Annotated in this window: 5 protein-coding genes and 2 pseudogenes; 5 read left to right on the forward strand and 2 right to left on the reverse strand. The window is 65.4% G+C overall.

Going from position 1 to position 12,692, the window contains the following annotated elements; genetic code table 11:
* Positions 1–100 precede the first annotated feature (100 nt).
* Together DM374_RS04185 and DM374_RS04190 are read right to left on the reverse strand one after the other, a co-directional pair.
* A pseudogene (locus DM374_RS04185) lies at positions 101–1,136 on the reverse strand (transporter).
* Positions 1,137–1,139: 3 nt separating this feature from the next.
* Positions 1,140–2,087, reverse strand: coding sequence for a Ppx/GppA family phosphatase (locus DM374_RS04190; protein ID WP_110968739.1), 948 nt, complete (start codon positions 2,085–2,087; stop codon positions 1,140–1,142).
* A 207-nt stretch (positions 2,088–2,294) separates the two neighbouring features.
* Between DM374_RS04190 and DM374_RS34240 the strand changes: the two are divergent.
* From DM374_RS34240 to DM374_RS04210, 5 genes and pseudogenes are all read left to right on the forward strand, one after another.
* Positions 2,295–3,092 (forward strand): annotated as a pseudogene (locus DM374_RS34240) (cache domain-containing protein); the annotation flags it as partial.
* Positions 3,093–3,194: 102 nt separating this feature from the next.
* Positions 3,195–3,950: a methyl-accepting chemotaxis protein gene (locus DM374_RS34245; RefSeq protein WP_404821290.1), complete on the forward strand. Its 756-nt coding sequence runs from the start codon at positions 3,195–3,197 to the stop codon at positions 3,948–3,950.
* A 290-nt stretch (positions 3,951–4,240) separates the two neighbouring features.
* Positions 4,241–4,645: a hypothetical protein gene (locus tag DM374_RS04200; RefSeq protein WP_110968741.1), complete on the forward strand. Its 405-nt coding sequence runs from the start codon at positions 4,241–4,243 to the stop codon at positions 4,643–4,645.
* A gap of 137 nt (positions 4,646–4,782) precedes the next feature.
* Positions 4,783–11,328, forward strand: coding sequence for an SDR family NAD(P)-dependent oxidoreductase (locus DM374_RS04205; RefSeq protein ID WP_110968742.1), 6,546 nt, complete (start codon positions 4,783–4,785; stop codon positions 11,326–11,328).
* A 29-nt stretch (positions 11,329–11,357) separates the two neighbouring features.
* A complete protein-coding gene (locus DM374_RS04210; protein ID WP_110968743.1) occupies positions 11,358–12,674 on the forward strand; it encodes a flavin-containing monooxygenase in 1,317 nt (438 codons plus the stop codon).
* Positions 12,675–12,692 lie beyond the last annotated feature (18 nt).

Consider the following 12,692-nt stretch of genomic DNA (forward strand, 5'->3'; position numbering starts at 1 on the left):
CACAGGGCTCCGCGCCAGGCACTGCAATCGAGTTCAGCTCACCACCCTGTGAGAGCTGGCTTGTCGGGGCACCTAACCGCAGCGATGAGGCTCCGCGAAATCAATAATCCCCACGCTTGCGAAACGCCCACCGCCCTGCCAGCACGGTAAAGGTCGCCACCAGCGCCACCAGCACCCAGAACCCGTGCGGATCATCCGCCAACGGCACCCCACCAACGTTCATGCCGAAGAAGCCGGCAATGATGTTGATCGGCAACGCCAGCACCGTCACCACTGTCAGGGTGAACAGCGTGCGGTTGTTCTCTTCAGTGAGCTTGGCGGCGATCTCTTCCTGCAACAGCTTGATCCGCTCCACCAGCGCGGTGAGGTCATTGATGATCACCGCAAACTCTTCAGTGGCCGAGCGCAACTGGCGCATGTCCTGCTCGCGCAGCCAGTCCGGCGGGCGGTTGAGCAGGCGCAGCAGCGAGCCCGGTTCCAGCGCCAGCAGACGTTGCAGGCGTACCAGCACGCGGCGCATGGCACTGAGTTCGGCACGGTTGTCACTCAGCCGCTGGGACAGCAACTGGTCTTCGATACGGTCCACGTTCAACGTGGTTTCGCGGACGATCTGCGTCAGCAGATCACCCTGGTCACCCAGCAGGTGAATCAGCAATTCGACGGTGGAGGCAAAGCGTTCGCCGCGTTTCACCGAGGAACGCAAACGGTCCACCGAGTGCAGCGGCTGCAAACGTGCACTGACCAGCAGCCGACTGCGGGCGCAAGCCCAGAGCGTGGACACGTCCGACGACACCAGGCCGAAGTTGAACACCACGTCGTTGACCACCGCCAGCAAAGCGGTGTCGGTGTGTTCGATGCGGGTCGAGCGCGAGCCTTCGCGCAGGGTTTCGAAGAAGGTTTCCGGCAGGTCGAGGCTGCCTTTCATCCAGCGCTCGCAAGCGGCGTGCGCGAGGTTCATGTGCAGCCAGAGGAATTCTTCCGGCTCGCCAGGATTGAGCAGCAGTTCCAGGGCCTGCGTCGAATCGATCTCCCGCCCCGGCTGGCCGGGGCGAAAGACGAAGCCGTAGAGCAAGCCATTGAGATCGGCGTCCTGGTGGTGACCCTGAGTGGTGATCATGCGAGTACTCAAGGGCTATTTATCAGTGTCGGGCCGAACCGGTGTCCATCAGGCTGTGCAACAGGCCGAAGCGCAGGCCGGGCTCGGACGGGGTCATGTCCTCGATACCAAAGGCCTTGAACGCCGCCAGCATGATCGCCAGACCGCCGGGCAGCATGCCCAGGCGATGTTCCTGCAGGCCGCAGAGTTTCACGCGTTTGACGTGGCCGGCTTCGAGCAGGCTCAGGGACAGACGCAGCAGGCCGGCGTAAGTGATGCCGTCACGGCCACCGTCGTTCAGACCGTTGGCCTTGAGCACCCGCGCTAGCATGCGCGCAGTGCCAGACGAGCCGATCGCCGCGTGCCAGCCGTGTGCGCCAATCTCCCGGGCGACCCGGGAAAACTCCAGGCAGGCGCTCTGCTCCGCCAATTGCAGCGAACGGCTGTCGACCCGTCCGCCAGCAAAAAAGCGTTTACCGAAAGTGCCACTGCCGATGGTCAGGCTTTCACTGAAGATCGGTTGCTTGCCGCGACCGACGATCAGCTCGGTGGAGCCGCCGCCGATATCCACCACCAGGCGGGTAGTTTTCTCACAGGGCATGGTGTGAGCGATGCCGGAATAGACCAGTTGCGCTTCTTCCTGGCCGGAGATCACGTCGATGGGGAAACCCAGGCGTGCCTCCGCGCCTTCGAGAAACACCGCCGCATTGCGCGCCTGCCGCACCGCACTGGTGGCCACGGCGCGCACGCTGCCTTCGCGGAACCCGCTGAGGTGCTTGCCGAACCGCGCCAATGCCTGCCAGCCACGCTCCAGCGCCAGGGCATCCAGCGCATCGCCTTGCAGCCCTTCAGCCAACCGCACCGGCTCGCGCAGGCTCTTCACCTTGCGAATGACCAGGCGACGGTTGCACACGACCTGTTGGCCGATGGTCATACGAAATGCATTGGAGCCGAGATCCACGGCCGCAAACAGGGAAGCGCTGCCTTTCATGCGAGAGTCCTGACCTATTCCAGGGTTGGAGGATATATCTCGTTACATGACAGTTGGATGAAGGGCGGGATGTGCCCGAAAACAATAGCCCTTAAGCAAAATGCCACCATCTTCAGCTTTCCCCAACCCTGCCGATGAATCGGTAAACCCCTCGCAATGTGCGACGCCACTGAGGAAACGAAGATGCAGTTGACTCTAAGAACAAAAATGCTGTTGCTCGCTGTCCTCCCGGTCCTTGTGTTCGCCCTGGTCATCAGCGGCGCGGCGGACCGGGTCCTCCGCAACCTCGCCGAAGACGAAGTCAGTGAAACCCGCCAGCGCCTGCTCGATGAAAGCCGCCAGAGCCTCGAACACTACATGCAGATCGCCCTTGGCTCGGTGCAAGGCCTGTACGACGCCGCCGCCAACGGCGACGAGGCCAGCCGGGCGCAGGCGATCACAGTCCTGTCGAAGATCAAGTACGGCAAAGACGGCTATTTCTTCGCCCACGACTCCAACGTGGTGCGCCTGTTCCGCGGCGACAGCCCGGTAGACGTTGGCAAGAACCTCAATGAGCGCAAGGACGCCAACGGTGTGTTCGTCAACCGCGAGCTGGTGCGGGTGGCCAAGGACGGCAGTCACTTCGTCAATTACAGCTCGCCGCTGCCGGGCAACGAAAGCGTGCAGGTGCCAAAGCTCGGCTACAGCTATTACCTGCCGAAGTGGGACATGGCCTTGGGCACGGCGGTCAACCTGGACAATATCGAGCTGCGCATCACCGAACTGCGTGCCGAGATCGACCAGCGTATCCAGTCAATCCTCACCAGCATCCTGGGTATCGCCGCAGTATTGCTGGTGATCCTCGGCATCGCCGGGCTGACCCTGAGCAACGCCCTGCTCAAGCCGCTCAAGGCGATGAAAGATAACCTCGACGACATCGCTGCCGGTGACGGCGACCTCACCCACCGCCTGCGCGCCGGCAATGACGAACTGGGCCAACTGGCCGGCTCGTTCAACCGTTTTGTCGAGAAGATCCAGAGCCTGGTGCGCCAGGTAGTGGAAGTCAGCGGCGAGCTGTCGAGCCTGGTGGAGTCGGTGGAAAGCCAGAGCCGTCGCTCGGAAGCGGCCATGGAACAACAACGCCACGAAACCACCCAGGTCGCCACGGCGATCAACCAGATGTCCGCCGCCGCCCAGGAAGTCGCGCACAGCGCGCAGAATGCCGCCCATGCCGCCCAGGAAACCGACACCCAGGGCCAGCAGGCCCGGCAGGTGGTGGACGGCAGCATCAAACGCATCCACGCGCTGGTGGAGAACATCCGCGGCAGCGGTACCTCGCTGGACAGCCTGCAACAGGACGTGCAGTCCATCGTCAGCGTGCTTGGGGTAATCCGCTCGATCGCCGAGCAGACCAACCTGCTGGCGCTCAATGCCGCCATCGAAGCGGCGCGGGCCGGTGAGGCCGGGCGTGGTTTCGCGGTGGTCGCCGACGAGGTACGCGGGCTCGCCAGCCGCACCCAGCAGAGCACCCAGGAAATCCAGGTAATGATCGACCGCCTAACCACCGGCACCCATTCGGCGGTGGAGTCGATGCGCCATTCCTGTGAAACCGGCGACGCCACCCGCAACCAGGCCAGCGAAGCGGGTACCTCACTGGATGCCATGTCCACGCTGATCGGCACCATCAGCTCGATGAACGCGCAGATTGCCAGCGCCGCCGAGGAACAGACCGCCGTGGCCGAGGAGATCAACCAGAGCGTGCACCAGATCGCGGTGGCGGTGGAAAGCGTCGCCGAGCAAACCCGTCAGGGTGCGCAAACGGCGAAAAGCCTGTCGTCGCTGGAAGCGCATTTGCGGGCGCTGGTGCGGCAATTCCGTATTTGAGAACGGTTTCAGGTGGCGGGTCGTTTTGAAACGCCCGCCACTGTTTTTTTGCACACTTGTATCAGCTTGATATAACCGCTCATCGCCCGTTGTATTGAAATAAAACACCCGCATCGAAACTTACGGCGCGCCCAGTATTACTCCCCTCCGCGCCTTTGGTAGTAGGCCCTTTTGTACAGTTGACACTGTTGTTCAGCCCTCGCAATACTTCCCGCCGCAAACCAGCCAGTCACAACAATAATAATTACTGCATGGCGCGTTAACGCGCCAATGGAACAAGGAGTTCTTGAATGCTTGGTTACTATGCGCAATACAGCAAGGAATACATCACCACCCTGATGATCGTGACCACCCTGTTCTTTGCCTTACCCATCTTCCTCGCCCCGCTGCAATGGGCCCGGCTCATGCGCTGGACCGTCCCCGAACACGAACACCTGGCGATCTATTTCGGTCGTTGCCTCGGTGCGTTCATTCTTGTGGTTGAAGTAGCGATGCTGCGCTCGGCCACCACCGGCACCAGTTTCAGCTATGCCTTCGATATTCTTTTCGTGGTCTTCACGTTGATGTTCTTCGTGCATGTCTACGGTGCAATCAAAAAGATCCAGCCTATTACCGAAACATTGGAAATCGGTTTCTGGATGATCCTCTTCGTACTCAATATCCTGTTCTACCCCACTACCAGTATCACGTTGTAAACCTTCACCGGACCGCGACCGGTCAGTTGCCGGTCGCCGTCCACCCCCGTTGAAAGTCCGCATAGCCTGGCGCGCCCTTGCGTCGGCGGCCCTGTGTCCGCCGAACGCCCCGCCGTGGCCGGTTCAAGGAGTGAACAATGATCCAGTCCAGGGAACATACCGCCCTCAAGGCTGCCCTCAAGGAATTGGTGCGCAACCTGTTGCTGCAAGCCACAGGCCTCGCCCCGTCAGCGCTGCACGATGAGGCGCCGTTCCATGAGATCGGTCTGACCTCCCTGGCGATCCTGAATTTCAACGAGCAGATCCAGCCGGTATTCCCCGGCCTGAACAAAACCCTGCTGTTCGACTGCCGCAGCGTCGGCGACGTAGTCGAGCACCTGCTGCGCGAGCACCCCGAGGCTTGCGCGCGCTTTCTGCAACAACGGCACCCGACGCAGCCAGAAACACCCGCGGCGCCAGAAAACGCCGCAGCACCCTGGCCGCACCTCGTTCCCCTTGCCCTTCGGCGGCCGGACAGTGACGCTCTGGATATCGCAATCGTTGGCCTGCACGGACGCTTTCCCGATGCCGACAACCTCGACCGGCTCTGGCAGAACTTGCTGCACGGGCTGGATTCGATCAGCGAGATTCCTGGCGAGCGCTGGCCGCTGGAGGGCTTTTTCCAGGCCGGGGCGAATGCCCGTGAGAGCGGCCTGAGCTACGCCAAATGGGGCGGGTTTCTCCACGATATCGAGCGCTTCGACGCGCAATTCTTCGGTATTCCGCCACGCGAAGCGGCCTGCCTCGACCCGCAGGAGCGGCTGTTTCTGCAATGCGCCTGGCATGCCCTGGAAGACAGCGGCCACCTTGGCGAACGCAGCCGCGTGTTGCGCCACGCCAACGGTTCGCTGGATATCGGTGTGTTCGTCGGCATCACCAGCAACACCTGGCCGCTGCTCGGCCCGGCGCTGTGGCAGGCCGGGCAGACCGCGATCCCCAGCGGCCTGCCGTGGTCGGTGGCCAACCGCGTGTCCTGGGCCCTCGACCTGTGCGGACCGAGCCTGGCAGTGGACACCGCCTGTTCGTCGTCGCTGACCGCCCTGCACCTGGCCATCGAAAGCCTGCGCAAAGGCCAGTGCCGCGCGGCGCTGGTGGGCGGGGTCAACCTCTACAGCCACCCGGCCAAATACGTGCAGTTGTGCCAGCAACACATGCTCTCACCCAGTGGCCGCTGCCAGGCATTCGGCAGTGGCGCCGACGGCTTCGTCCCCGGCGAAGGTGTCGCGGCAGTGTTGCTCAAGCCGCTGTCGGCGGCGCGCCGCGATGGCGACCGGATCCTCGCGGTGCTCAAGGGCAGCGCGGTCAACCACGGCGGGCGCAGCAACGGCTACACCGTGCCCAGCGCCCGCGCCCAGGCCGAACTGATCGAACAGGCGCTGAGCGACGCACGGGTGCCGGCGGCCAGCATCAGCTATATCGAAGCCCACGGCACCGGCACGCGCCTGGGCGACCCGATCGAATTGCAGGGACTGAAACAGGCCCTCGCCGCAGCCGATAACGAGCCCTGCGATGTCGGTTCGATAAAGAGCAACTTCGGTCATCTGGAAGCTGCGGCGGGCATGGCCAGCCTGTGCAAGGTGGTACTGCAACTGCGCCACCGCAGACTGGCGCCATCGCTGCACACGCAGACCCTGAACCCCGACGCCGGGCTCGAACACAGCCACCTGCGCATCGTCCGCGAAGCCCGCGAATGGAACACCCGTGATGTGCGCCGCGCCGGTATCAGTTCCTTCGGCGCGGGCGGCGCCAACGCCCATGTCATCGTTGAGCAGGCACCCGATGCCCTGGCCCGCAGCGCCAGCGTCGGGGTGCCGATCTTCGTCCTCTCGGCACGCAGTGCCCACCAATTGCGCGAACAGGCCAGCGCCTTGCTGGACTGGCTCGCCCACCACGACGGCGACGCCCTTGGCGCCCTCGCCTACACCCTGCAATGCTGCCGCGCGGCCTTCGATCACCGGTTTGCACTGGTCGCCGGCGGCACCCAATCCCTGCGTGACGGACTGTCGCGCTTTCTCGACGGCGAGTCCTCGGGCTATCAGGGCCGCGTTCCGGCGGGGACAACTGCGGATGCCCAAGCACCCGACGACGATCCCCACGCCCTCGCCCGCGCCTGGGTCGCCGGCCAGTTCGCCGACTGGAGCCAGTTCTGGCCGCAGCCACCGATCCCGCTGGCCGCGCCACTGTACCCCTTCGCCCACGACCTGCATCAACTGCCGCGCATTGCCGCCGTCAACGCGAGTGACAGCCGTCGCATCGCCCTCGATCCGCAGCGGTTCTTCCTGCGCGATCACCGTGTTCAGGGCCAGCCGGTGCTGCCGGCGGCGGCATACCTGGATTTCTGCGTCGACAGCGCACGCCACCACGGCCTCGACCTGCCGCTGGAACTGCGCGCCCTGACCTGGGCCAGCCCGGTGCGCTTCGATACTCCACAAACACGCAACCTCGACTGTCACCACGAACGCCACGACCGCGGACTGCGCCTGAGTTTCCAGAGCAATGGCGAGACGCACCTGCGCGGCGAGTGCCGGCCCCTGACCCACGCGCTACACAGCGCACCGGATCTGGCCCAACTGCGCCGCGACTGCCGCGAAGCGCTGGACCTCAGCCAACTCTACCCGACCCTCGAACGCCTTGGCATCGCCTACGGCCCGACCTTCCAGTGCCTGCACGCCGCCTGGCGCGGCGCTGACCAGGCGCTGACCGAAGTGCGCCTGCGTCCCCGCTCCCACGAAGCGCTGACCGCCCTCGATCCGGCATTGCTGGATGCGGTGCTGCAAAGCGCCTTCGTCACCGCGGGCCCGATCGAAACCACCTTCGTGCCCTACGCCTGCCAATCGCTGCGCTGCCATGGCGTGCTGACCGAGCGGCTGTTTGTGCAGGTGCGCCCGCATCCGGCGCAAAGCGGGCCGATGCGCCTCTACGACTTCCGCGTGTTCGCCGATTCCGGCGCGCTGCTGCTGGAAATCGACGGCTTTGCCTTCCGCCAGTACCGGGTGGCCGCCGAGCAGCCGGTGCATTTACTGGAACCGTACTGGCAGCCAGCGCCACCCGTGCAAGCCACTTCGCCGGCCACCACCCTGCTCTATCGCGCGCACCCGGACCTCGCCCTGCCCGCCGCCGTGCTGGACAATAGTTGGCACCTGCACCCCGCCAGCCACTTCCATTACATGGCGCCGCGCACGGTACAAGCCGACCTCAACGACCCGCGACAGATCGACCTGCTGCTGCGCCTGCTGACCACCCAGGGACTGAGCCCCGAACGCCTGCTGCTGGACCTGCGTGCGCCCGCCAACCGTGACGCCGACATGAGCGATGGCCTCGACGCCGTGCTCACCGCCGCCGATCTGCTGCGTCACCTGTGCCAGAGCCTCGGCACGCCGCGCCTGCAGGTTCGGGTAGTGGTCGATGGCGGCCCGGCCAGCGCCATCGAAGGCCTGCTGCGTTCGGTAGTGCAGGAACTGCCGAGCCTGAGCGCCAGCCTGATCGAGGTCGAGGGCAATCCCGCCAGCCTTGAACAGGAACTGCTGGCCGCCGCGCAACCCGGCGTGCAACGGATCCGCCTCGGCGCCGATTCGCGCCAGCTCGCAACCTTGCGGTTCATCGCCCCCAACGAACGCGGCCAGGCCATCGACTTCGCCCTCGGCGACACCCTGCTCATCAGCGGTGGCCTGGGCGCCGTCGGCCGTGCGCTGGCCGGCGCGCTAGCGAAGCTGGGCGGTTTGAACCTGGCCATCCTCGGCCGCCGCGACGCCGACGCCAGCAGCGATCAGTGGCTGCAACAGCTTCGCCAACTGGGCGCGGCCGATGCCGGCTACTGGCAGGCCGATTGCGCCGATGCCGACTCGCTGCACGCCGCACTGGCTGCGATTCGCCAGCGCTTCGGCGGCTGTCATGGGGTGATTCATTGCGCCGGCGTGCTGCACGACGGTTATTTCCTGCGCCAGCCGGCCAGCGAGCGCCACGCCGTGTTGCAAGGCAAAACCCTCGCTGCGCAGCACCTGGGCCAGGCGACGGCGCAGGATCCGCTGAAGCTGTTCATGGTCTGTTCGTCGCTGGCCGGGGTTTACGGCAATGTCGGGCAGAGCGCCTACGCCCTGGCCAACGCCTGGCTCGACCGCTTCGTCGAACGCCGTCAGCAAGGTGGCGGCAGCGGCCGCTCGCTGTCCATCGCCTGGCCGCTGTGGCAGACCGAACACGGCATGCAGGCGCCGGAGCCGGTGCGCCAGTGGCTGAGCCGCAATGGCCTGGCGCTCTTGCCCGAGGACCAGGGCGTGGAAGTGTTTCTGCGTTGCCTGGCCCTGCCGCAGACCGTGCTGGTGCCGGTGTGCGGCCAGCGCGAGGCGGTGGCGACGCTGTTCGGCATCGCCGCGCAAGTGCCAGTCGCCGCGCCCGTCACACAACCGGGCGTGTCGCTGCTGGACTACCTGAGCCAGCAACTGGCAGAAGTCACCGCCACCGCGTTGGAGCGCATCGATCCGGACACCTCGCTGGAGATCTTCGGCCTCGATTCGATCCTGGTCATGGAACTGAACGGTCGCCTTGAGCGGCACTTCCCCGACCTGCCGAAAACCGTGCTGTTCGAAGTGCGCAGCCTGCGCGAGCTAGCGGCGCTGCTGGAAGCCGAGCACCCCGAGCAGGCCGCTCGCCTGGCACCGGTCGAAGTCGCCAGCCCGGAGATACAAGCGGAAGCACCACCACTGCCGGCAACGATCAGGGAGCCCGACGCCGGGCGCCAGGACATCGCGATCATCGGCCTCGCCGGCCGCTATCCCGGCGCCCGCGACGCCCAGGCGCTATGGCAGCACCTGGCGGCGGGTGATGATCTGGTCAGCGACATCAGCCACCGCTGGCAGCAGGCGGACGAGCAAGACCCGCTGTACGCCCGCTGGGGCGGGCAACTGGAAGACTTCGACTGTTTCGACCCGCTGTTCTTCGGCATTTCGCCCCGCGACGCCGAACGCATGGACCCGCAAGAGCGGCTGTTCCTGCAGACCGCCTGGCATGCCGTCGAAGATGCCGGCTACACCCCGCAGAGCCTGTCCGGCCCGCGCCTGCCCGGCGTGCCACGGCGGCGAGTGGCGGTGATCGCCGGGGTGATGTACGGCGAATACCAGTTCTATGGCGCCAGCGCGTGGCCGGAAAAACCGGCGACCCTGACCAATTCCTCCTATGCCTCGATCGCCAACCGGGTGTCGTTCTGCCTTGACCTGGAAGGCCCGTCGTTCGCCGTCGACAGCATGTGCTCGTCGTCGCTGACCAGCCTGCACCTGGCCTGCGACCTGATTCGTGGCGGCAGTTGCGAACTGGCGCTGGCCGGTGGCGTGAACCTGTCACTGCACCCGTACAAATACCGCACCCTGTGCGAGCTCAACTTCGCCTCGACTCAGGGCCAGTGCCGCAGCTTCGGCGCCGACGGCGACGGCTACGTGCCGGGTGAAGGCGTCGGCGTGGTCCTGCTCAAGCCGCTGGCCCAGGCCCTGCGCGACGGCGACCATATCCACGGGGTGATTCGCGGCAGCGACCTCAACCATGGCGGCCGCACGTCCGGCTACACGGTGCCGAACGCCGACGCCCAGGCCCAAGTGATCGGCCGCGCGCTGGAGCGCTCGGGCCTGTCGGCATCGCGGCTGGGCTATATCGAAGCCCACGGCACCGGCACCAGCCTGGGCGATCCGATCGAAATCCGCGGCCTAGGCAAGGCCATCGCTGCCCGGGTTCCAGCGGACTGGCAGTGCCCGATCGGCTCGGTGAAAGCCAACCTCGGCCATCTGGAATCGGCTGCCGGCATGGCCGCGCTGACCAAGGTGCTGTTGCAGTTCAAGCACCGGCAACTGGCGCCGTCGATCCATGCCGAGCCATTGAACCCGAACATCGATTTCAGCAAGACGCCGTTTGTAGTGCAGCAGCAGCTTGCGCCGTGGCCGCAACCCCGCGACGGTCTGCCACGGGTGGCAGCGATCAGCTCCTTCGGGGCCGGTGGCGCCAACGCCCATGTGCTGGTGGAAGACGCCGCGCCGAGCGCCCTGCCGCCGGTGACCGACGCACAGGTGTTCGTCTTCAGCGCCCGTGGTCAGGGGCAACTGCGCGAGTACCTGCTGCGCTTCGTCGATCACCTGGAACACGAACGCGCCCTGGCACCACAGCAGCCGACGGCACGATTGGGCCGCGAAGGCTTCACCACTGCCGAGGTGGCCAGGACCTTGCGCGAGGGTCGGCAGCGGTTCGATGAGGTGCGCCTGGCGGTAGTTGCCGGGGACTTCGATGAGTTGCGGCAGTTGCTCGGTGAGTGGTTGCTGGAAGGTCGCGAGGGTGAGGCGCGGACGCTGTTGGGGGCGGGTGGGTTGCGGGATGAGGCGGCGCGCTGGCTGGAAGGCAGTGAGGTTTCGGCTGTAGCTGATCAGCCGTCCCGAAAAGTCCCGTTGCCTGGGTATGCCTTCCTTCGACGCCGGTATTGGGTTGAGAGCATCGCGACGGTTCGGCGCCCCGACAAGCTCGCTCCTACAGGATCGCGCGTCACTGTAGGAGCGAGCTTGCTCGCGATTGCTCCCCCCAAACCACCCACCCCCCAAGACATCCTCGACCGCCTGTCCCGCCAGGAAATCACCCCGGACCAGGCCCGCACCCTGCTCAAGGCCCTGCTTTGACCACTTCAACCGCAAAGGGAATCGACGCAATGCAGCAGCCGACAATCGCCATCATCGGCGCCGGGGCCAGTGGCCTGGGCGTGGCCAAGGCCCTTCGCGAAGCCGGGGTGAACTTCGAGATCATCGAGGCCACCGCGCGCTTCGGCGGCAACTGGCAGCCCGATGGCCCGGCGTCGAAGATGTACGAATCGGTGCACCTGATCAGCTCGCGGCGCAACACCCAGTTCGCCGACTTCCCCATGCCCGCCGACTACCCCGACTACCCGCGGCACAACCAGGTGTTCGCCTACCTCACGCAACTGGCCGAGCACTGCCAGCTCGCCGCGCACACCCGTTTCAACACCCGCGTCACGCACATGACCAAGGACCGTCAGGGCTGGCAACTGACCTTCGCCGACGGCAGCCAGTCGCGCTACGAGGTGGTGGTGGTGTGCAACGGCCTGCTCGGCGTGCCGAAGATCCCCGCTTACCCTGGCACCTTCAGCGGCCCGAGCCTGCACGCCCGGGACTACCGCTCTGCCGAGCAACTGCGCGGCAAGCGGGTGCTGGTGGTGGGCGGCGGCAACTCCGGCTGCGACATCGCCGTCGACGCCGCGCAAACCGCCAGCCGTGCGCTGCACTCGACCCGCCGCGGCTACCACTACATGCCCAAATTCATCGACGGCCAGCCGACCCAGGAATGGCTGATGGACCAGGCCCCCAAATTCAGCGACGACGATGCCTACTGGGCGCATGTCGAGCGCAGCTTCAAGTTCGCCGGTTTCGATGGCCGCGACTACGGCCTGCCCGCGCCGGACCACGATATCCGCGAATGCCACCCGATCCTCAACTCGCAGATCCTCTACTACATCGGCCACGGCGACCTGCACGCCAAACCGGACATCAGCCGCTTCGACGGCCAGCAGGTGCACTTCAGCGACGGCAGCGTGGAAACCATCGACCTGATCGTCTGGGCCACCGGCTACGGCATCGACCTGCCGTTCCTGCCGCAGGAGGTGTTCGACTGGAAGCGCGATTTCGACGGGTTGTTCATGCGCATTCTGCCGGCCCGGCACGACGACCTGATGTTCGTCGGCTATCTCAACACACCGTCGGGCATCGGCAACCTGGCCAACATGACCGGTCGTTTCATCGCCGCCTGCATCCAGGCCCGCGCCGCCGACAGCCCGGCGTGGCGGCAACTGCAACAGATCAAGCTCGCGCCGGAACGGCTCGACCTTGGACAGCAACGCTTCATGCAGACCCAGCGGCATGCCCATGAAGTCGACCTGTGGAAATTCATTCGCACCATGAACTTCCTCACCGCCCGCCTGCAAACGGCGCAATCCCTGGCCCACAGCGCCTGAACCCGAAGCTTCGCGAGG

This window comes from Pseudomonas huaxiensis, from assembly GCF_003231275.1.
Lineage (GTDB): Bacteria > Pseudomonadota > Gammaproteobacteria > Pseudomonadales > Pseudomonadaceae > Aquipseudomonas > Aquipseudomonas huaxiensis.

Excerpts from the sequence above, each read along its gene's own strand:
- DM374_RS04190 (WP_110968739.1), bottom strand. The coding sequence starts at position 2,087 with ATGAAAGGCAGCGCTTCCCTGTTTGCGGCCGTGGATCTCGGCTCCAAT.
- DM374_RS34245 (WP_404821290.1), top strand. The coding sequence starts at position 3,195 with ATGGAACAACAACGCCACGAAACCACCCAGGTCGCCACGGCGATCAAC.
- DM374_RS04200 (WP_110968741.1), top strand. The coding sequence starts at position 4,241 with ATGCTTGGTTACTATGCGCAATACAGCAAGGAATACATCACCACCCTG.
- DM374_RS04205 (WP_110968742.1), top strand. The coding sequence starts at position 4,783 with ATGATCCAGTCCAGGGAACATACCGCCCTCAAGGCTGCCCTCAAGGAA.
- DM374_RS04210 (WP_110968743.1), top strand. The coding sequence starts at position 11,358 with ATGCAGCAGCCGACAATCGCCATCATCGGCGCCGGGGCCAGTGGCCTG.